The organism is Micropruina sp., from assembly GCF_027492755.1.
Taxonomy (GTDB): domain Bacteria; phylum Actinomycetota; class Actinomycetes; order Propionibacteriales; family Propionibacteriaceae; genus Micropruina.
The window spans coordinates 26,305-46,700 of the sequence record NZ_JAPUED010000174.1 but is presented as its reverse complement, the minus strand read 5'-3'; the positions used below and the strand labels follow the sequence as shown (position 1 = coordinate 46,700).

The 20,396-nt window shown below is 68.5% G+C and carries 21 protein-coding genes; 13 read left to right on the top strand and 8 right to left on the bottom strand.

The genetic code is table 11. The annotated features are described in order from the left end of the window. Positions 1-862, bottom strand: an 862-nt coding sequence (locus tag Q0066_RS12155) for a DUF6421 family protein (protein WP_298133243.1), incomplete at its 3' end; no start/stop codon positions are given. A gap of 467 nt (positions 863-1,329) precedes the next feature. Between Q0066_RS12155 and Q0066_RS12150 the strand changes: the two genes are divergently transcribed. The 4 genes from Q0066_RS12150 (at position 1,330) to ppgK (ending at position 5,445) form a co-directional block, all read left to right on the top strand. Then, positions 1,330-1,863, top strand: coding sequence for a peptidase (locus tag Q0066_RS12150; RefSeq protein WP_298133241.1), 534 nt, complete (start codon positions 1,330-1,332; stop codon positions 1,861-1,863). Between the two features lie 41 nt (positions 1,864-1,904). Beyond that, positions 1,905-3,101, top strand: coding sequence for an ROK family transcriptional regulator (locus Q0066_RS12145; protein WP_298133239.1), 1,197 nt, complete (start codon positions 1,905-1,907; stop codon positions 3,099-3,101). Between the two features lie 158 nt (positions 3,102-3,259). Beyond that, positions 3,260-4,684 (top strand): sugar porter family MFS transporter, encoded by a 1,425-nt coding sequence (locus Q0066_RS12140; protein WP_298133237.1) that lies wholly within the window; start codon positions 3,260-3,262, stop codon positions 4,682-4,684. A gap of 26 nt (positions 4,685-4,710) precedes the next feature. Beyond that, on the top strand, positions 4,711-5,445 hold the full coding sequence (gene ppgK / locus Q0066_RS12135) for a polyphosphate--glucose phosphotransferase (protein ID WP_298133235.1): 735 nt from the start codon (positions 4,711-4,713) through the stop codon (positions 5,443-5,445). A 44-nt stretch (positions 5,446-5,489) separates the two neighbouring features. Here the strand turns inward: ppgK and Q0066_RS12130 are convergent, their stop codons facing one another. Next, positions 5,490-6,476 (bottom strand): aldose epimerase family protein, encoded by a 987-nt coding sequence (locus tag Q0066_RS12130; protein WP_298133233.1) that lies wholly within the window; start codon positions 6,474-6,476, stop codon positions 5,490-5,492. A 10-nt stretch (positions 6,477-6,486) separates the two neighbouring features. Beyond that, a complete protein-coding gene (locus Q0066_RS12125; RefSeq protein ID WP_298133231.1) occupies positions 6,487-7,314 on the bottom strand; it encodes a CPBP family glutamic-type intramembrane protease in 828 nt (275 codons plus the stop codon). Between the two features lie 316 nt (positions 7,315-7,630). Here Q0066_RS12125 and Q0066_RS12120 point away from each other — a divergent pair, with 316 nt between their 5' ends. After that, positions 7,631-10,234, top strand: a complete 2,604-nt coding sequence (locus tag Q0066_RS12120; RefSeq protein WP_298133230.1) for an ATP-dependent DNA ligase — start codon at positions 7,631-7,633, stop codon at positions 10,232-10,234. 3 nt (positions 10,235-10,237) lie between these two features. On the opposite strand, the gene Q0066_RS12115 is transcribed toward Q0066_RS12120, so the two are convergent. Further along, positions 10,238-10,819 carry a DUF664 domain-containing protein gene (locus Q0066_RS12115; RefSeq protein ID WP_298133228.1) on the bottom strand — a complete coding sequence of 194 codons (582 nt, stop codon included), beginning with the start codon at positions 10,817-10,819 and terminating at the stop codon, positions 10,238-10,240. 96 nt (positions 10,820-10,915) lie between these two features. Here Q0066_RS12115 and Q0066_RS12110 point away from each other — a divergent pair, with 96 nt between their 5' ends. Both Q0066_RS12110 and Q0066_RS12105 read left to right on the top strand, forming a co-directional pair. Continuing rightward, complete coding sequence (locus tag Q0066_RS12110) at positions 10,916-11,869, top strand: YafY family protein (RefSeq protein ID WP_298133226.1); 954 nt, start codon at positions 10,916-10,918, stop codon at positions 11,867-11,869. Between the two features lie 401 nt (positions 11,870-12,270). Next, the gene (locus Q0066_RS12105; protein ID WP_298133225.1) at positions 12,271-12,741 is read left to right on the top strand and encodes an ATP-binding protein; all 471 of its coding nucleotides are present in this window, start codon (positions 12,271-12,273) and stop codon (positions 12,739-12,741) included. A 96-nt stretch (positions 12,742-12,837) separates the two neighbouring features. On the opposite strand, the gene Q0066_RS12100 is transcribed toward Q0066_RS12105, so the two are convergent. After that, complete coding sequence (locus Q0066_RS12100; protein ID WP_298133223.1) at positions 12,838-13,266, bottom strand: VOC family protein; 429 nt, start codon at positions 13,264-13,266, stop codon at positions 12,838-12,840. A 25-nt stretch (positions 13,267-13,291) separates the two neighbouring features. Beyond that, entirely contained in the window at positions 13,292-13,792 is a 501-nt protein-coding gene (locus Q0066_RS12095) for a DUF664 domain-containing protein (RefSeq protein ID WP_298133221.1), read from the bottom strand. Between the two features lie 114 nt (positions 13,793-13,906). Between Q0066_RS12095 and Q0066_RS12090 the strand changes: the two genes are divergently transcribed. The 3 genes from Q0066_RS12090 to Q0066_RS12080 all read left to right on the top strand — a co-directional run bounded on the left by Q0066_RS12090 (position 13,907) and on the right by Q0066_RS12080 (position 15,889). Next, entirely contained in the window at positions 13,907-14,575 is a 669-nt protein-coding gene (locus Q0066_RS12090) for a TetR/AcrR family transcriptional regulator (protein ID WP_298133219.1), read from the top strand. A 33-nt stretch (positions 14,576-14,608) separates the two neighbouring features. Continuing rightward, a complete protein-coding gene (locus Q0066_RS12085) occupies positions 14,609-15,346 on the top strand; it encodes a siderophore-interacting protein (protein ID WP_298133217.1) in 738 nt (245 codons plus the stop codon). Positions 15,347-15,595: 249 nt separating this feature from the next. Next, positions 15,596-15,889 (top strand): DUF1905 domain-containing protein, encoded by a 294-nt coding sequence (locus tag Q0066_RS12080; protein ID WP_298133216.1) that lies wholly within the window; start codon positions 15,596-15,598, stop codon positions 15,887-15,889. Between the two features lie 10 nt (positions 15,890-15,899). On the opposite strand, the gene Q0066_RS12075 is transcribed toward Q0066_RS12080, so the two are convergent. Continuing rightward, positions 15,900-16,475, bottom strand: coding sequence for a GNAT family N-acetyltransferase (locus Q0066_RS12075; protein WP_298133214.1), 576 nt, complete (start codon positions 16,473-16,475; stop codon positions 15,900-15,902). A gap of 57 nt (positions 16,476-16,532) precedes the next feature. Here Q0066_RS12075 and Q0066_RS12070 point away from each other — a divergent pair, with 57 nt between their 5' ends. From Q0066_RS12070 to Q0066_RS12060, 3 genes are all read left to right on the top strand, one after another. Further along, the gene (locus Q0066_RS12070) at positions 16,533-17,462 is read left to right on the top strand and encodes an aminoglycoside phosphotransferase family protein (protein WP_298133212.1); all 930 of its coding nucleotides are present in this window, start codon (positions 16,533-16,535) and stop codon (positions 17,460-17,462) included. A 153-nt stretch (positions 17,463-17,615) separates the two neighbouring features. Beyond that, on the top strand, positions 17,616-19,091 hold the full coding sequence (locus Q0066_RS12065) for a DNA-3-methyladenine glycosylase 2 (RefSeq protein ID WP_298133210.1): 1,476 nt from the start codon (positions 17,616-17,618) through the stop codon (positions 19,089-19,091). Beyond that, positions 19,088-19,591 carry a methylated-DNA--[protein]-cysteine S-methyltransferase gene (locus Q0066_RS12060; RefSeq protein ID WP_298133209.1) on the top strand — a complete coding sequence of 168 codons (504 nt, stop codon included), beginning with the start codon at positions 19,088-19,090 and terminating at the stop codon, positions 19,589-19,591. Before Q0066_RS12065 ends, Q0066_RS12060 begins: the two co-directional genes overlap by 4 nt. Here the strand turns inward: Q0066_RS12060 and Q0066_RS12055 are convergent. Further along, complete coding sequence (locus Q0066_RS12055; RefSeq protein ID WP_298133208.1) at positions 19,550-20,164, bottom strand: TetR/AcrR family transcriptional regulator; 615 nt, start codon at positions 20,162-20,164, stop codon at positions 19,550-19,552. The genes Q0066_RS12060 and Q0066_RS12055 overlap by 42 nt on opposite strands. Positions 20,165-20,396: the final 232 nt, after the last annotated feature.

Here is a 20,396-nt window from a genome sequence, read left to right as displayed (position 1 = left end):
CGATCCGGCGGTCGATGGCGACCGACTCGCGGAAGGCGGTCAGGTCGCAGCGCAGCTCCTCCAGCGAGTAGAGGAAGAACGGCATCCGCTGCTTGATCATGAACGGGTCGAACGGCAGGTCGCCCCGCATGTGGGTGCGGTCGTGGATCAGATCCCACATCACGAAGGTTTCTTCGGTGAGGTGCTGATCATCGAGCAGTTCGGCGGCTTCGGCAGGCAGGTCGAGCTTGGTGACTTCCACCGCGGCGCGCACCACCCGGCGGAACCGGGCAGCCTCGCGGTCGGCGAAGATCGCACCCCAGGTGAAGGTCGGAATCTGCCGCATCGCCACGGTCTCGGGGAACAACACCGCCGAGTTGGTGTCGTAGCCGGCGGTGAAATCGAGGAAGCGGATCGGTACGAACAGCTTGTTGCCGTAGTCGCCGGTCTCCAGTTCGGCGACGAAGTCGGGCCAGATCACCTGGACCAGGACGGCCTCGACCAAACGGTTGCGGGAGCCGTTCTGGGTGTACATCGGGAACACCACCAGGTGGGCGAGCCCGTCGACGCGATGCTGCTGCGGCTGGAACTGGATCAGTGAGTCATAGAAGTCGGGCTCGCCGAAGCCGCTGTCGGCCCAGCGCCGGAAGTCGTCCTGGACGGCCTCCAGGTACGCGGCGTCGTGGGAGAACTGAGGAGCGAGTGCGGCAATGCCCTCGATCAGCTCGCTGACAAGGGCGCGCGCTCGCTCGTGGTGGGCGGCGTCCTCAATGGATCCGTTGGCCGCCTGCAGAGGCTGGAGGTCGGTGGCGGCGGTCTTGATCCGCAGCCACGCCGGGTGCCGGGTGAGTTCCGACACAGGAACTTGGGTGACGGTGGTCATAGGCGATTCTCACATGATGGACGGCGAAACCGCCAGCATCTGTCCATGAAGCGCAGATTCAACGGCGTTCCAGCAGCTCGACCGCCAAACGACAAGAAATTCTACGGTGGATGCCGGAGCGTCTCGGCTCACACCCGGTATCAACCGGCACCGACGGTCACTCCTGACCTCAGTAGCAGGTTGCTTGGTGGGTCAGGTGGACGCCGGCCGAGTTGGCACTCAAGGGGTCTTGTCTGCCAGCGCGACTGTGTTCCACCATGGCGCCATTAGGGGTTCCGCAGGTAGGGGCTGTCGAGTTGGGCGTCGTTCCAGTGCGTGCATGAGTGCCGCCGACGAGGGAGTCGTGGCGGAGCCACGACGACCGAGGAGAAGGTGCTCAGGTGTGTGCTGGGGCGGCGGCCAGCCGACATCGGCGGCCCTACCTGCGGAACCCCTGAGGGGAAACGGTGCGCGAACAGGAGGTTGACATGCTGGAGAACGACAACGTCTCGGTCGAGGTGTCACCCATGCAGGCGCATGGCCTGCTCAGCGGATTCCTGGTCTCCGGGCGGTGGCCGGCGAACACGGTGGAATGGGCCCGCTTCCTGTTGCTCGCCGTCCAGATGGCCGGGGTGCCGGGACTGCTGGAGACCAGCACCGTCTTCCGGGTCCGCGAGGAACTGCCGGAGGCGCCGGTGCCCGGTGCGGTCGGGCTGGTTCTCGCCGAGGGTCCGGTGCTGGGTGAGCGTGCCGTGGCGCCCGGTCAGTTCGCCGAGCATCAGCCGCCGGGTCTGCTCGTGCTCCATCCGCCGCACGAGATCCGGCCATCGCTACCCGAGCAGGACGAGGTGGCCGCCGGCTGTGTGCTGTTGCCGGGCATTCCGCATCTGGGCCTGGAGCATCGCGCCGCCTGGGTGGAGGCCGACCGGCGCGGCAACATCGCCCGAATGGTCAGCCGGGCCGGCTTCGACCCGAGGGAAGACGCCGACACGGCAGTGCTGGCGATGTTCCTGGCCGCTTGATGACGCCTCGCGAACCTCGCCGGTGGCGTAACATCCCTCGCGTGCAGGAGACGCCACGTTCCGGACCTGGCTCGCCCCGCTCGTTGCGGCAGGCGAACCGGAGGCGGGTGCTCGCCGCGCTCGCGGACGGCGAGGTGCTTTCCCAGGCCGACCTGGCCCGAGCGACTGGGCTGGCCGCGTCCACCGTGTCCGCGCTGGTACGCGAACTCGCCGACGCCGGTGATGTCGTCTTCGAGCGCCGGGGGGCTGGCCGGAGCAGCCAGCTGATCCGGCTGTCCACGCCGCCGGGACTGGTGGTCGGACTCGATCACGGACGCCGGCACCTGGCGGCCGCGGTCGCCGGCTTGGACGGCGAGATCCTCGCTGACGTCCGGATGCGGATCTCCGACGAACTGCCCGCCACGGAATCGATGGTCGAACTGAGTGCCCTGCTCGATCGGATGCTCACGGCGGCCGGCAGGTCACGCGCCGAGGTGCACCGCGGGGCGCTCGCCCTGCCGGCCCCGGTGGACATCAGTTCGGGACGGCTGGGTTCGACGGAGATCCTGCCGCGCTGGGGCGGGATCGAGCCCGCCATCCTGGCGCAGGACGTCTTGGGGTTTCCGGTCAGCGTGCACAACGACACCAATGTCGGTGCCGTCGGTGAGGCGCGCCTGGGCGCGGGACGCGGCGTGAGTCACTTCGCCTACATCTGGGTGTCGGAAGGGCTGGGCGCCGGACTCATCCTGAATGACACCTTGTACGCCGGGGTCAGTGGCATCGCCGGTGAGTTGGGGCACACGTTGCAGCGCGCCGAGACCGGGGCGCTGTGTCGCTGCGGCAACCGGGGCTGCCTGGAGACGGTGGTGTCCACCCCGGCCGTGCTGACCCTGCTGGAGCCGCAACTGGGACGGTTGGACAGCTTCGACGAGGTGCTCAAGCGGGTCGCGGCGGGTGACCCGCTGTGCCGGCGGGTGCTGGCGCAGACCGGACGGCACATCGGCGTCGCGGTGACCAATCTGGTGAACCTGATCAATCCGCAACGGGTGATCATCGGGGGCGAGTTGAGCAGCGCGGGTGAGGTGCTGCTGGAGCCGATCAGGCAGATGGTCAGCCAGTACGCCATCCCGAGTGCCGCGGAGCGGGTGGAGATCGTCCTCTCCGAGCTGGGCAAACGTTCCGAGGTCCTGGGCGCGGCGAAGGTGGCGCTGACGGAGGATCGAATGCAACGCATGAACGCCGAGTTTGTTGACGCGTAACTTTTAGTTCAACTCTTGACCATCTTGTGGGGCTGGTGGAAACTTCCTCTCATCAAGCGTCGCGCTTGGCCCCTGCGTGGCCGTGCGACGTTCAAGTTCCGAACACATGGAGGTGTCGAGATGTTTCAGCTTGATGTGCCCTCGAGGAGAGTGGCGCAATGACGGAACAAGCAAGCTCTGCGACGACACCGAAGGGTTCCGGGGTAGTCCGGATCGCTTCGGTGGCTGCATTGGGCGGCCTACTCTTCGGTTATGACTCGGCGGTGATCAACGGTGCCGTCAGCGCCATCGAGAAGCACTTCGAGGTGGCGCCCGGGCCGCTCGGGTTCGCGGTGGCAGCGGCCCTGATCGGTGCTGCGGCAGGTGCATTCACCGGCGGTCGGATCGCTGATCGAATCGGCCGGCTGAGGGTGATGCAGATCGCGGCCGTGCTGTTCTTCATCTCGGCGATCGGCTGTGGCCTGTCGAACAGCCTGACGCTGTTCGTGATCTTCCGGATCGTCGGTGGCGTCGCGGTGGGTATCGCTTCGGTGATCGCCCCGGCCTACATCGCGGAGATCTCACCGCCGCACATTCGTGGCCGGCTGGGTTCGCTGCAGCAGTTGGCGATCGTGTCGGGCATCTTCGTGTCGCTGCTGGTCGACTACCTGCTGGCCGAAGCCGCGGGCGGCTCCTCGGGCATGTTGTGGATGGGCCTCGAGGCCTGGCGGTGGATGTTCATCATGATGTTCATCCCGGCCATCGCCTACGGCGGTTTGTCGCTGACCATCCCTGAATCGCCACGGTTCCTGGTGGCCCAGGGCAACCCCGAGGCGGCGCAGAAGATCTTGGCCAAGGTGCTGGGTGTGGGCGCCGGCGAGACCGTGCAGAAGATCCAGGCTTCGCTGAGCAGCTCGCACAAGCCGTCGATGGCCGACCTGAAATCACCCAAGGGTGGTTGGTATCCGATCGTCTGGGTCGGTATCGGCTTGGCCGTCTTCCAGCAGTTCGTCGGCATCAACGTGATCTTCTACTACTCCAACGTCTTGTGGGAGGCGGTCGGGTTCACCGAGTCGAGCTCGTTCGTGATCACCGTGCTCACCTCGGTGACCAACATCGTCACCACGCTGATCGCGATCGCCGCGGTCGACCGGGCCGGTCGGCGTCCGCTGTTGATCATCGGTTCGATCGGAATGACGGTGGCGCTCGGCGCCATGGCCTTCATCTTCGGTACCGCGCCGGTGGTCAACGGCGTGCCGCAGCTGGGTGCGATGGGTCCGGTGGCGTTGGCGGCCGCGAACGTGTTCGTGATCGCGTTCGGCATGTCGTGGGGTCCGGTGATGTGGATCATGCTCGGTGAGATGTTCCCGAACATGTACCGCGGTGCGGCGTTGTCGGTGGCCGGATTTGCGCAGTGGGTGGCGAACTGGATCGTGACCGTGACCTTCCCGACCTTGAAGGACGTCTCGCTCGGCCTGGCCTACGGCTTGTATGCGGCCTTCGCGCTGTTGTCGCTGCTGTTCGTGCTCAGGTTCGTCAAAGAGACCAAGGGCGTCGCGCTCGAAGACATGGACGACGGCGGCTTCGTCCCCGGTGGCCACTGATGCCGTCGGACGGGATAGGAGGAGAAGTGGGTACCGGATTCGGCATCGACATCGGCGGCACCGGCATCAAAGGTGCACCGGTCGACCTGGCACAGGGTGTGCTGGCTGGTGAGCGGGTGCGGATTCCGACCCCGCAGCCGGCGACCGTGCCGGCCGTGCTCGACACCGTCGTCGCGGTGGTCGAGCAGGCCGGGTGGGACGGTCCGCTGGGCTGCACTTTCCCGGGCATCGTCCGGCACGGCGTGGTCGGCTCTGCGGCCAACGTCGACCACAGCTGGATCGGCACCGATCTGGCTGCCGAACTCAGCGGACGGCTGGGGCATCCGGTCACGGTGCTGAACGACGCCGACGCCGCTGGGATCGCGGAGATGAGGTTCGGCGCGGGGCGCGGTGTCGCCGGTGTGGTGCTGATCGCCACGCTCGGCACCGGTATCGGCACTGCGTTGTTCGTCGACGGACGGCTGGTGCCCAACACCGAGTTCGGCCACCTCGAGATCGACGGCTATGACGCGGAGAAGCGGGCGGCGTCCTCGGTGAAGACCAATGAGGGGTTGTCGTACGGCGAATGGTCGACGCGGCTGCAGCGGTACTTCAGCCACGTCGAGGCCCTGCTGTCACCCGACCTGATCATCGTCGGCGGCGGGATCAGTAAGAAGGCGGACAAGTTCCTGCCGAGGCTGGAGCTGCAGGCGCCGATCGTCCCGGCGCAACTGTTGAACCAGTCGGGCATCGTCGGCGCTGCGGTCAGCGCCATGGGGTAGAAGACCCTCCCCAGGCACGAGGGGCTGAGCTGCGGATTCCGCGCTCAGCCCCTCGTCACGCGGAAGCGCCAGACCGTGGTGGTGGTGTGCACCCGCCCGGGGCGCAGGATCGAATCGGGGAACTCCGGGTGGTTCGGCGCGTCCGGGAAGTTCTGGGTCTCGAGCGCGACCCCGGCCCGCGGGCCGTACTCACCAGTCAGCCCGGGAACGCCGGCCATGCCGTCGGCGGTGAACACCTGGACGCCGGGCTGGTCGCTGAACACGTCGATGGCCAGGTCGGACGCCGCCAGCGTCGCATGCGGGCGCAGCGTGCCGGGCTCGCCGTCCACCACGAAACAGGTGTCCAACGGTGCCACGTCGGCGATTCGTCGCGGCTCGCGCAGATCGGCGGTGAGTAGCCGTCCGGTCGGCACCAGGGTGTCGTCGACTTCCAGGAGCTGCTGGGAGTGCACGGTCACCAGCAGGTCGTCGGCCGAACCGGAGGCTTCGCCGGCCGGGTTCAGGTAGGCGTGATTGGTCAGGTTGATCGGTGTCGGGGCAGTGCTGGTGACCGCATACTCCATGCGCAACTCGTCGTCGCTCAGCGTGTAGCGGACGCGGACCGACACCTCGCCGGGAAAGCCCTGGTCGCCGTCCGGGCTGGTCAGGGCGAACTCAACACTGCCCGGGGCCACGTCGCTGACGCCCCACAGCCGGCGGGCGAAGCCGTCCGGGCCGCCGTGCAGCGTGTTGCCGTTCTCGTTGGTGGCGAGCCGGTACTCGGTGCCGTCCAGGGTGAATCGACCGCCGCCGATCCGGTTGGCGAAGCGCCCGATGGTCAGCCCGAGGCCGAACATCGAATCGGCGTAGCCGACGGCGTCCGGGTGGGCCAGGACGACGTCCCGGCCGTCGACGATCACCCGGTGGACGGCGGCGCCGACGGTCAACAGGTCAACGGCGATGTCACCGGATTCGAGCCGGACGCGTTCGACGGTGCTGCCGTGGACGCTGCCGGCGTCGTGACGGGTCGGCATTGCTGCGGTGGAACTCACGAGGTGCCTCTCAGATCAGGAAGATGGTCGGCCAGGACGGATTGTGCCCGTGAATGAGCACCAGGAACACCACCAGATCGAACAACAGATGCACGGTGATCACATAGGCAAGGTTCTTGGTGAGCTGAAAGATCGCCCCCTGGACCAGGGCGAACGGAATGGTCAGCAACGGCCCCCAGGCCTGATAGCCCAGCTCCCACAGGAACGACACGAAGACCATCGCCTGCAGCAGGTTGGCCTGCCACAACGGGAAATGTCGTCGGTAGAGGGCGAAGACCGTGCAGATGAAGAACAGCTCGTCCCAGATGCCGACCGCGTTCACCCCCACGAACAACCGGGCGACCTCGGCGGGCGCGTGCACGGCCGGCCAGTTGCGGTAGACGCCGGTGCTCAGGAAGTACCAGGGCAGGATCAGGTAGCCCGCCACGATCACCACGATCAGGTAGCTCCACTGGGCCCGGTTCCAGCGCCAGCCGCCCCACGGGAAGACGATCGGGTCGCGGCGGAAGACCCAGCGAACCAGCACGTAGGGCACCAGCAGCGCTCCGGACAGCACCAGCGTGAACCGGACCATTCCGGCATCGGACAGGTCGGCGGCCAGGTCGGACAGGCTGAGGATGGCGATGCCGGACGCCACCGCGGTCAGGTCGGGCAGCAGGCCGTCCGAACGGTTGGTGGCATCACTCCACCAGGCTCCGAGGAGGCCGAGCACCAGCGCGGCGGTGCCGAGCAGGGGATCGCGAAGGACGAGCAGCAGCACCGCGGCAAGGCCCAGCACGGTGGCCGGCAGGAGCGCCCACCCGGACCCCGTTGCGGTGGGACCCTCGGCGTGCGGCATGCGGCGAGTCTTACATGTACTCAGGAACGGCGCTTGCCTTCGGGCAGCAGCGCGGCCCAGTTCCCGCCGCCCAGTCCGGCCACCTCGTCGCCGGTCAGCATCAGGGGCACCGGCCGGTCCACGGGGCTCCAACGTCCGGACGACTCGCAGTGCGCCCACACGCTCACCCTGCCACGCACCCCACCGCTCCCCGAACTACTTGCCGCTCGCCGAGTTCAGCGAGCCCTGAATAGTTCGGCGAGCGGTGGCGGCCGCGGTGCGGAAGCAGCCGGGTGGGGGTAGCGGCTGCCAGGCTGGATGCTGGAAGACTGGCCGGATGGCTCAGCCGGTGCAGCAGGTCGAGGTGGAGGGGCGCCTGATCAAGGTGACCAACCTCGACAAGGTGCTGTACCCGGAAACCGGGACCACCAAGGGTGAGGTGATCGCCTACTACCAGGCGGTCGCGCCGGTGTTCCTGCCGCATGCGCGGCGACGTCCGGCGACCCGGAAGCGGTGGCCCAACGGCGTCGGCACGCCGCAGCACCCGCAGAAGCCGTTCTTCCACAAGAACATGGACGCCAGATCGACACCCGACTGGGTGCACACCTTCGTCATCGAGCACAGCGAGGGGGACAATCTCTACCCGCTGATCGACGACGCGGCGACCCTGGTCTGGCTGGCCCAGCTGGCTGCCCTCGAACTCCATGTGCCGCAGTGGACGGTCCGTGACGACCGAGCCCAGCCACCCAACCGGCTGGTGATCGACCTCGACCCCGGTGAGGGTGCCGGTATTGAGCACTGCGTCGAGGTCGCGCATCTGCTCCACGAAGTGCTGGACGGGGTCGGCTTTCCGTCGGTGCCGGTGACCAGCGGGAGCAAGGGCATCCATCTGTATGCCGCCCTGGACGGCTCGATGTCGTCGCACGAGGCGTCCGACTGGGCCCGGGAACTCGCTCGCTCGCTCGAGGCGATGCATCCGAACCTCGTGGTCAGCGACATGAAGAAGGCGCTCCGCACGGGCAAGGTGCTGCTGGACTGGAGCCAGAACAGCTCGGCGAAGACCACCATCGCGCCCTACTCGCTGCGCGGCCGAGCGCGCCCGACGGTGGCGACCCCACGGACCTGGGACGAGTTGACCGCCGGACTTCGGCAGTTGGAGTTTCCGGAGGTGCTGGAGCGGATCCAGAGCCTCGGTGACCCGATGGCGGTGCTGGATGCTCCCTCGGCTCCCTCGGCGGCCGAGCGGGTGTCGCCAAGCTCAACCAGCGGGACCCGGAATCACCCGTCGGTCGAGCTTGGCGAGACCCCTCCCGACCGGGTTTCGACAAGCTCGACAAGCGAGGAGTCGTCACGCTCAACCGAGGCGACCTCTGCCGACCGCTTGACCACCTATCGCTCGATGCGCGACGCCAACCGGACGCCCGAGCCGGTACCGGAGGCGCCCCCGCAGCCCCGCGATGCCGGCAACTCCTTCGTCATCCAGGAGCATCACGCCCGCCGGCTGCACTACGACTTCCGGCTGGAACACGACGGGGTGCTGGTGTCCTGGGCGGTTCCGAAGGGTCCGCCGACCGACCCGGCGGTCAATCATCTGGCGGTGCAGACCGAGGACCATCCGCTGGAGTACGGCAGCTTCGAAGGCGACATTCCGCGCGGCGAGTACGGCGGCGGCCACGTCCGGATCTGGGACGCCGGCACCTTCGAACTGGAGAAGTGGCGCGACGGCAAGGAAGTCATCGCCACCCTCACCGGACGCCCCGACGGCGGCCTGGGTGGGGTACCGCGACGGTTCGCGCTGCTGCACACCCGGATGGGCGGCGAGGAGAAGAACTGGCTGATTCATCTGATGGCGCCGGCGGGGGAGAGTGCGGCGGTGGTTGAGCCCGGGGAAGCGGGAGAAGGTGGGGTCTCGACAAGCTCGACCGGCGGTGGCGAAGGCGCCCCGACAAGCTCGACCAACGGTGTGGGTGGGGTCTCGACAAACTCGACCAGCGGAGGCGCCAGTGAGCTGCCGGCGATTGCGCCGATGCTCGCCATCGCCGGAGCGCCGTCCGACGTCCGCGACGACGGCTGGGTCTTCGAGGTGAAATGGGACGGCTACCGCGCGGTGGCGGCGGCGTCCAGTGGCCGGGTCAGCTTCACCAGCCGGCGCGGCCTCGACCTAACCGGCGAGTTCCCGGAGCTCGCCGAACTGGGCAGACTGCTCGCTGGACACGATGCGGTGGTCGACGGCGAGGTGGTGCTGCTCGACGAGGCCGGCCGATCGAGTTTCGAACGGTTGCAGAACCGCGCCGAACATCGCGGCGAGGCGCATTATCTGGCGTTCGACCTGTTGCACCTCGACGGGCAGTCGCTGCTGCGCCGTCCGTACACCGAGCGCCGGCTGCTGCTGGAGGGTCTGCTCGACGGCGGCAGCACGCGCATCCAGCTCAGCACCCAGCTGGGTACCGATGCCGAGGAAGCCCTGGCGATCACCGCCGAACTCGGCCTCGAAGGCGTCGTCGCCAAGCGCGCCGACAGTGTCTACCAGCCCGGACGCCGCGCCCACACCTGGGTGAAGATCAAGCACATCCTCACCCAGGAAGTGGTCATCATCGGCTGGCTACCCGGCGAGAACGCTCGCGCCCGGACCTTCGGCGCGCTGCTGATGGCGGTGCCGGGCCGCGACGGGTTGACCTACGTCGGCCGGGTCGGGTCCGGCTTCAGCGACAAGGACCTGCAGGACACCGCCGTGGTGCTCGCCGAGATCGAGACACCCGCCACCCCGGTCGACGACGTCCCGGCACTCGAGCGCAAGACCGCGCACTGGGTGGAGCCGGTGCTGGTCGGCGAGGTGAGCTACGGGGTCTGGACCCAGGCCGGACGCCTCCGCATGCCGGTGTGGCGCGGATGGCGTCCGGACAAGACCCCGGACGACATCACCCTGCCCGACGACGAATGACCGTCACCACTCGCCGTCGCCCCAGGCCGGCCACGGCTCGCCGTCGGCCAGCGCGTTCAGCTCGTAGGAACCCTTGCCGTCGATGCTCTCGCGAATGATGTCGGCATGGCCGGCATGCCGGGCCACCTCGGTCGCGATATGCAGCAGCACCCAGCGCACTTCCCAATGGGTCAGGTTCTCGGGGAACCACGGCGCCTCGGGCACCGGCACCAGGCCGTCCAGCGGGATCGAGCCCGACTCGATCCTCTCCAGCAGCGACGCGAAGCCGGCCACCCGGCGATCGAAGTCGGCCAGCAGTTGCTCGCCGGTGTGGCCCTCGACCGATTCGCTGTCGCCCTCGGTGACGCCCTTGCCGTAGTCGGCCGGGCCGCCCGCCGCGGCCTCGATGCCGACGCCGTACTGCTCGGCGACCAGCCCGACATGGTCGAGCAGGGCGGCGAGGGTGAACTCACTGATCGTCGAGCGCCGGTGCCACTGCTCGTCGCTCAGGCCGTGGACGGCGCTGCGGACCTGCGCCAGCTGATTGCGGACGAAGCTGCTGACCACGCCGGCCTCGCCGTGGGCGTTCGGAGTGAGGAATGCCATCTGAGTGCTCCTTGTGAGGTGTTCCTTCGTTGACATCCCTAGTGTTTCCGTTGAATAGGACAGTATTCGTCCGCTTACTCATGGGATTCTGGATTCATGTCCACCGACACCACCGAACGTGCCCTGCGGGTGTTGGGCCTGCTGCAGGCCCGGCCCGGCTGGACGGCGCCCGAACTCGCCCGCGACCTGGGTGTGACCACCCGCACCGTGCGTCGCGACGTCGACCGGCTGCGCCAACTGGGCTACGCGATCGACGCGGACCGCGGTGCGGCGGGCGGCTACCGGTTGGCCCGGGGCCGGGCGGTGCCGCCGCTGCTGTTCACCGAGGACGAGGCGGTCGCGGTCGGTGTCGCATTGCAGCGGGCGGCGGCGTTGACCTCCGGGCCGGACGCCGAGTCGGCGGTCGGCGCCCTGGTCAAGCTGGACGCCGCATTGCCCGGGCCGCTGCGGGAGCGGCTGCGCGACCTCCGCAGCTTCGTCAGCCACACCGGGCGAACCACGGCCACCGTGCCCGCCGAACTGCTCACCCGGATCGCCGCCGCCATCCGCGCCCGGACCCGGCTGCGCTTCAGCTACCCACCCACCCGATCGGCCGATGTGCTGGAACAGCGTCGTGTCGAGCCCTACCGGTTGGTGGCCGCCGAGCGGGGTTGGTACCTGTCGGCCTTCGACCTGGACAGGGACGACTGGCGGCTGTTCCGGCTCGACCGGATGAGCGAGGTGGCCGCGTCCACGCTCGGCTTCCGGCCACGTCCGGAGCAGCCCGATCCGGTGGAGCGGCTGCGCCGGATGCCGGTCGACAGCTATCCCTTCGCCGTGCTGGTGCACATCGAGGCGCCGCTGGAGACGGTCAGTGAGTGGTTCGGTCCCTATCGCACGGCGTTGAGTGCGATCGACAAGCACACCACCGAGTTGCGTGCCGGCGCCGAACGGGCGGAGTACGTGCCGAGTTGGTTGTCCGACCTGCCGGTGCCCTACCGGGTGATCGGCGACGACGCCGTGCGAGCCGCATTCGCCGAGGCAGCGGAACGGATGCGAGCGGCGCTGTGAGGTGTGCCGCCGGTGGCGGCGAATAAGGATCCGGATCGGGCATGGTAGTCCCGGCCCGATCCGGATCCTTGTTTCCTGCTGACGAGGACGGCGGTGGGGACGTGCTGATCAAAGCCTCTTCCTCGTCATCACGGACTCGATCGTCATCCCGGGCTCCGACCCGGGATCTCAGGTCGGGAGAGATCCCGGCTCAAGTCAGGGATGATGACGAAGGCTCTTGATCAGCGCTTCCTCAGGCGAACGGGTTCCACGGTGATGGTCAGGTTCGCCATTGAATCCGTGTAGCACTGAATCAGTGCTACACGGATGATCCATTGGCCCGGCAGTCACTCCCCACCCCGACGGGTGACAAGCCGCTTCGGTCCCTTGTCAGCAGGCGGACGGCTGGCATGCTGGCAGGCATGCCGATGGTCACCCTGCTGTGCGGGCCCGCCGGAGCGGGCAAGACCACCTATGCGCGAAAGCTGGAACGGCGCGGTGCCGTCCGGCTTTCCATGGACGAGGCGGTGTGGGACGACGGCTGGCGACAGGACGAGCCCCCGCAGGAACGCCTCGACGCGCTGTATGCCGGCCTGCGGGACGACTTGGCTCACGCAGTGGAGGCGGGCTCGGACGTCGTGGTCGACCTCTCCCTGGCCGATCGCTCGGTGCGCGACGAGTGGCGCGAGTTGTGTGCCTCCACCGGCGTCGACTGCGAACTGCTGGTCTTCACCGCACCTTTCGAGGTGCTTTGGCAGCGGGTCAAACGGCGCAACGACGAAGAGCACGCCAACGCCGTCCGGATGACCGAGTCGCGACTGCGGCTCTACGTGGATGGCTTCGACTGGCCGGCGGCCGACGAAGACGCCCGAGTGGTCAACACCGCGGAGTGAGCTTGGCTGTGTGCTGGGACGGGTCTCGACAAACCCGACCTGCGGGGATCGAGCCTGTCGAAATCCGGGTCCCAGGTCTCGCCCAGCGAGGAAGGCTCAGTCCTGCTGCGACCAGCCTCCGGGCGCGGACACGTTGAACATCCACTCGATGCCGTACTTGTCCTTGACCAGGCCGTAGATGTCGCCCCACAGCTGCTTCTCTAGCGGCATGCCTACGCTGCCGTCGGCGGCCAGTGCCTCGAACCAACCCTGCATGGTTGCGAGATCGTCGCCGAAGAACGAGCAGTAGACGCGGGTGCCGCCCCAGGTCTGCTCGGCGCCGGGCATCGCATCGGACGCCGAGATGCTCAACCCCTCGTCGACCTGCAGATTGCCGTGCATCAGGCCGTCGTCGGGCATGTCCTTCATGCCGAAGTCGGCGTAGCCGAACAGCTGCAGTTCGCCGCCGAAGATGCCGTGGTAGTAGGTCATCGCCTCGCGGCCGTTGCCGGCGAAGTTCAGGTACGGGCTCAATGTGATGGCCATGGTGTGCTCCTATCGGTTGAGTGATTCACAAGACGATGTACTGCCGGCCGTCGATCAGCTCACGGGCGGCGTCCAGGTGGCCGGCATGGGTGGCGGTCTCGATCAGCACGTGCACGATCACGGTGCGCAGGTCGGGGAAGGCAAGGCCGGCGGCGGACCACCAGTCCTCGGGATTCTTCGGCGGGGTGTTCAACGGAAGGGACTCGATCAGTGCGTCGGACGCGGCCGCAGCGGCCCGGTAGTCGGCGATCACCCGCTCGGCGGACTCGTCCGCCGCGACCCGCCAATCGGCGTTGTCGCCCTCGGGCCAGAAGTCGAGCGGTGCTCCGCCCATCACCGCTTCGAACCAGTACCGCTCGTCGGACAGCGTCAGGTGCCGCACCAGTCCGAGAATGCTCCAGCCCGACGGCAGCGTCGCCATGCGCAACTGTTCGTCGTTCAGGCCGTCGAGCTGGTCGAGAATGTGCCGGCGCTGACCGCGCAGCCGGCCCAGCAGCAGGTCGCGTTCCGCGGCGTCCGAGGTCATGGACGCAGCCTGTCTGCCGCCACCGACATTTTCGTCCGGTTCCCTCACAGCTGCGCTCCCAGGTCTAAAGTAAACGATGTAAACATCCGGTTCTGGAAACCGTAGGCGGTGGGAATGGCGGAGGCAACCCCCACAGGGCGGTACCACCACGGCAATCTGCGGGCCGCGTTGGTGGAGGCCGGCTACCACCTGGCTGTCGACCAGGGGCCGGATGCCGTCACGCTGCGCGCGGTCACCCGGCGTGCCGGGGTCAGTCCTGCTGCCGCCTACCGCCACTTCGCCGGCCTGGAGGAACTTCGGGTCGCCATCGGGCTGTGGTCGATCCGCGGACTGGCTCGGGCCATCGAGGAGCACCAGGCCCGGGTGGAGATCGCCGATCCGGTAGGGCGAGCCCGCGCGATGCTCGAAGCGGTCGGTGACGGGTACCTGGCCTTCGCCCTCGATCAACCCCGGGTCTTCCGGATCGGTCTCTACGGCCTGCTCGGTATGGAACATGCCGAACTGGCCGACGGTGCGGGCGATAGCGGCAGGACGCCGTTCCAGCTGCTCACCGACGCGCTCGTCGGCCTGGCCGCGGTCGGGGCGCTGCCGGCGGAAGGTGTGGAGCCGGCGGCGATCCAGTGCTGGTCGAGCGTGCACGGCTTCGCCTCGCTGGCCACCCAGGGCCCACTGCGGGGAGCGCCGCGGGAGGCGCGCGACGCGATGGCCCGACGGCTGGTCCGCGACGTGGTGGACGGTGTCCTTGCTGTGAGCAGCCGGCAAGGCGGTGCTGAAATCAGCTAACTTAGGTTAGGCAAACCTAATCTAAGGAGTGCAATGGTTGAGACCGCGACGCTGGGCAAGGGCGTCCAAGGAGTCATCATGCGGGCCTTCCGGTCCCGCGACTACACGATCACGGTGACCGGCGCCCGCGACATCGGTCCGTACTATCGCCGGCTGTCGTTCGCCGCACCCGAGTTGTTGGCCGCTCATCCGCCCTACCCGAGCATGTGGATCCGGCTCTGGTGTCCCGGACCTGATCGGCTCTATCAACGAGCTTTCACCCTGGTCGACCCGGACGCCGCGGCCGGCACCTTCGACATCGAGTTCGCGATGCACTCCACCGGCTACGCCATGGACCTGGCCCGCACTGCGCAGCCCGGCGACGTCGTCCAGGTGTCGGTGCTGACCCGTGACGACTACATCCGGCCCGACCCGATGCCGCCCGGCTTCGTCATGGTCGCTGACCCGGCCTCGCTGCCCGCGGTGAACAGCATTGTCCCGACCCTGCCCGACGACCTCCAGATCCAGCTCTGGCTAGGGAGTCAGCATCCTGGCGACGAGGAACTTCCGCTCGCTTCACACCCCGGCCTGCGGGCGAGTTGGGTACCGCACGAGGAGCTCACCATGCGGCTCAGTGCGGAGCTGTCCGGCGTGCACGGCTGGTTCGGTTGGGTCTGTGTGGATACCGCCCAGACCCGGGCGATCAAGGAGCTGCTGCGGACGGCCACCGGTGCCGGCAAGCGGGAGGGCCACGCGATGGGCTACTGGACGATCGGTCGCACCACCGGTTAGGGATGCGCTGATCAAAGCCCCGCCCTGGTCATCCCGGACTTGATCCGGGATCTCTCCCCGCCTGAGATCCCGGGTTGAGATCTCGGGTCGGAGCCCGGGATGACGTGAACGAGCAGTGCTTCGTTTGTGAGCGGCCGGCCGTTGGTCGGGCTTGACGAGACCCAGGTAGGCACGGTCTCTCGACAGCTCAGGTTTCGACAAGCTCAACCAGCGGTGGGGGCTACCCGGTCCGGGTGGCAGACTCTGCGCGTGGTCGAGTTCGACTTCTCCGGAACGGTGATCGAGTGGCGCGGACCGGCGCCGTACTACTTCATCGCGCTGCCGGACTGGGTGGCCGAGCAGATCGGCGTGGTCGCACGGGCGGTCAGCTACGGCTGGGGTGTGATCCCGGTCGAGGCGACCACCGGGCGAACCAGCTGGACCACCTCCTTGTTTCCGCGGGACGGCGGGTACCTGCTGCCGGTCAAGGCGGCGGTTCGTGACGCCGAGAAGATCGCGGTGAACCACGTGGTTGAGGTGACCTTCCGGATCCGGGGAATGTGAGCGGATCGGCTCAGAGTTCCTTGCGGACGATCACTCGTGGCCGGCCGTTGACCTTGTAGCCGGTATCGCCGACGACCGCGAAACCGGCATCGGTGAACCATTTGAGTAGCCCCGCGGATGCCTGGGTGCGGTCGATCTTCGCACCGTCCGCATCGATCGGGTAGCCGATGACCGCGGTTGCGTCGCGCGAAGCGGCGTAGTCGACGGCCCCGGCCAGCAGTGCCCGGGCGACGCCACGGCGTCCGTGACCGGCGCGGACGCGAAAGCAGGTCAATGCCCACGGATCGTCCTCATCGCGAGGAAAGTGCTTGTCGCCCAGACCGTTCAGTTCGCTACGCGGTGCGATCGCGGCCCAGCCGACCACCTCGTCGCCGTCGTAGGCGAGGACGCCCGGCGCCCGCCCGCGGCGTCCGCACAGTTCGCGGAGTGCCTCGCCTCGGTGCGGTTGACGCAGCGCGTCGTTCTCCGCCGGCGGCAGCCGGTAGCTGAGGCACCAGCAGCCCTGAGCGCCGGGCCGCTTCGGGGCCAGGATCGTCGCCGCGTCGTCGAACCGGGCGGCGGTCGCCGGGTGGATCTGCACGGTCATGCGGTCAACCTACGCTCGTTCCGGAATCTGAGGCCGGGACGGCACTAGCCTCGGACGGTGGACTCGGAGGTGATCGTGGCGGCCATCGACGAAGCGCGGCGTCGGGAGGTGATCTCCCAGCGAGATATCGGTGCGGAGGTGGCGCACTACGAGTGCGTCCTGGCGCAGGTGTGTGGTGCCTGGGCACTGACGCCGACCGAGTGGTTCGGCGGTGGAGTCAACCCGCCGCCGCTGGCGGTGATCACCCCTGACGGGACTGCCGCGGTGCTGAAGATCCAGCTGCCCGGCGTCCAGGACATCGCCGCGGCGGTACTGCTCGCCGCCGGCGGGGACGGCTACGTGCGGGTACTCGATTGGGACGCCTCCCGCGGGGTGCTGCTCACCGAGCGGCTGGGCGGCACGCTCTGGGGCGTCCGGTCAGACCTGATCGGACAGGTGCGCACGATAGTGCCGCTGCTGCGCCGGGCATGGGCGGTGCCGGTGGCGGTCGGGCGTCCGTTCGAGTCCAAGGCGGGCGGGCTGCGCGGCATTCTGGCCGACCTCGGCCCGCGCTACGGCGAGGCGACGCCCACCGCCCTGGCATTGGCGGCCGACTACGCCGAACAATTGGCCGCCGACGAACGTGCCGAAGTGGTCTGCCATGGCGATCCGCACGCCGGGAACGTGCTGCGGCGCGGCGACGGCTGGGCGCTGATCGACCCGGACGGCTTCGTCGGTGAGCGGGCCTACGACCTGGGCGTGGTGCTGCGCGACGCCTGCCTGGAGTTCGCAGGCGCAGAGACCAGGCGTCCGGGCGCCGGCGTGGCGCTGCTGCGGGAGGGCTGCCAGATGCTGGTCGAGGGGGGCGAGGCGGTGCCTGAGCGGGTCTGGCGCTGGGGCTTCGTCGAACGGGTCACCACCGGGCTCTATCTGCACTGGTTCGGCTACCCCGACGAGGGCGACCGGTTCCTGGCCACCGCGGAGACGATCGCCCGCGCCGAGGTCTGAACCGCCGGACGCCGTTGTTGGCATGACCGGCGTCCCGCGGAGATCCCGGCGTCGGCGGGATGACGAACCCCGCGAGACCGGACCGAACTCGAGCCGGAACTCCATGTCGCATTCTTGCTAGGTCTTGTCGGTGGCGGCGACCATGATGGAGCCATGATTCCGAGTCGTGAGGTGTGCTTGCGGGCCGTCGCCAGCCGTGACGCCCGCTTCGACGGCGAGTTCTTCACCGCCGTCGCCACCACCGGCATCTACTGCCGGCCGAGTTGTCCGGCGCTGACCCCGCGTCCGGAGAACACCGACTTCTATCCGACCGCTGCCGCCGCTCAGGACGCCGGCTTCCGGGCCTGCCGTCGCTGCCGGCCGGACACGGTGCCCGGCTCCGCGGCGTGGGACGTCCGCGCCGACACGGTGGCGCGGGCCATGCGGCTGATCGGCGACGGACTGGTCGACCGAGAGGGGGTCGCGGGACTGGCGCAGCGGCTCGGGTACTCGGTGCGGCAGTTGCAGCGGGCGCTCGCCGCCGAACTCGGCGCCACCCCGCTGGCGCTGGCTCGCGCACAGCGGGCCCACACCGCCCGGGTGCTGCTGGAGACGACGTCCATGCGGCTGGGCGAGGTCGCCTTCGCCGCCGGCTTCGGATCGGTCCGGTCGTTCAACGACGCCATCCGCGCCGCCTATGACCTGACCCCGGGCGAGCTGCGAGCCCGGCTGCGGCGCACCTCGACCCCTCGCACCCAGCTGGGTGCGGTCGAGTTGCGGCTGCCGTTCCGGCGTCCGTTCGAGCCGAGCAACCTGTTCGGCCATCTGGTGGCCACCGCCGTGCCGGGGGTGGAGGAGTGGCGCGACGGCGCCTACCGTCGGACGCTCGCGTTGCCGCACGGCCCCGGCATCGTCGCGCTCGAGCCCCGCCCGGACCACATTGCGGCCACCCTGTGGCTGACCGATCCGCGCGACCTCACCCCGGCGATCGGACGTTGCCGGCGGATGCTCGACCTGGACGCCGACCCGGTCGCGGTCAGTGAGGCTCTCGAGGCCGATCCGCTGCTCGCGCCGCTGGTCGCAGCCGCACCCGGACGCCGCGTCCCGCGCAGCCCGGACGGCGCCGAACTCGCCCTGCGGATCGTGCTCGGGCAGCAGGTGTCGACCGCCGCCGCCCGTACCCAGACCGGACGCCTGGTGCAGCGGCTCGGTGAACCGGTCAGCGATCCCGCCGGCGGACTCACCCATCTCTTCCCGACCGCGGAGGCCGTCGCCGCACTGGCGCCCGGCGACATCCCCGGCCCGGCCGCCAGGGCCAACACCCTGATCGGACTGGCCCGCGAGCTGGCCGAGGGACGACTCGACCTGAGCGAGAGCGCCGACCGGGCCGAGGCACGGGAGCTTCTCGGTGCCCTGCGCGGCATCGGGCCCTGGAGCGTCGAACTGATTGCGATGCGTGCCCTCGGCGATCCGGACGCGTTCCCCGGCGGCGACCTCGGCATCGTCCGGGCCGCCCGTGAACGCGGCCTGACCACCGGCGCCGAACTGAACACTGCGGCTGCGGGCTGGCGTCCATGGCGCAGCTACGCCACCCAGTACCTGTGGTCTCTGCTGGACCACCCGATCAACCGAATCCCGGAGGCATCATGAACATCACCACGCTCGACACCCCGGTCGGCCCGCTCTGGATCGCGGTCGACGCAGCCGGTGCGGTCACCGCTGTGAAGTTCGGTGAGCCGGACGTTCCCGCGGCGCCGTCCGATGAATCGGAAGCGGCTGCCGCTCAGTTGCGGGAGTACTTCGCCGGTGAGCGCGATGATTTCGACCTGGTGCTTGCGGCGTCCGGCACGGCCTTCCAGCACAAGGTGTGGGCGGCGCTGCGCAAGATTCCCTATGGCGAGACCTGGAGTTACGGCGAGCTGGCCAGGCACATCGGGCAGCCCACGGCCTCGCGGGCGGTCGGCCTGGCGAACGGACGCAACCCGATCGCGATCGTGGTGCCGTGCCACCGGGTGATCGGCGCCTCCGGCACCCTGACCGGCTACGCCGGAGGCATCGAACGGAAGCGCTGGCTGCTCGAGCACGAGCGCGCCGCCCAGCCGACGCTGCTAGACGGCGCTGGCCAGCAGAGCGGCACACTCCCGCTGTAGCCGTTCGGGGGCGTCGAGGTCGCCGCGAAGGAAGCTGATCAGTGCGTGCTGGAACAGGCCGTCGACCAGCGCGTAGGCGAAGGCCGGTTCGAAGCGGGACGGACTGCCGTGCAACTCGCTGTATCGAGCCACGATCGACCAGACCATCTCTTGCAGCAGTTCGTCGATGCGCACGATCGTGCTGCCGAAGCCGCGACCGAACAGGGCTTGGTTGCGCAAGTCGTACCAGAGGCGGTGCAGCGCGGCATCCTTGCGCAGCGTGGTGGCCATCAGGGCGGCCACCTGCGTGGCTAGCTCGGTGCAGTCGGTGGCCGTGGCGACGATCTCGTCGTAGCGGCGTGCGCAGGTCGACTTGAATGCCCACACCGCCTCGGCGATCAGGTCGTCCTTGTCGTCGAAGTAGTAGTGCAGCGACCCGTGCGACAGGGCGGAGTAGTGAGCGATGTCGCGTAGCCCGGTGTCGGCGAACCCGTGCTCGGCCAGCGCGGTCAGCGCCGACTGGGCGAGCATCGTTCGGCGGGCGGAGAATTTGTCCGCGTGGGATCGAGCGGACCGCTCCGTAGTCGTAGTCATGAGCGCCTTCCTCTAGCGCCGGTAACTTTACTATCGTTCAGTAACTCATGGTGAATAAACTGGACAGTCGTCCAAGAAAGATTTGACGAGTGTCCAGGAATCTGATCAACTAGTACTAGCAACTTTTCGGCCCCCCATCCGATGAGTTTGCGTCCGGCACCAAGGAATCCCCCCGATAGCTGAGGGCCGGACCTAGTGGTTTCGATCAGGTTCGCCTGGTCAACCGCAACCG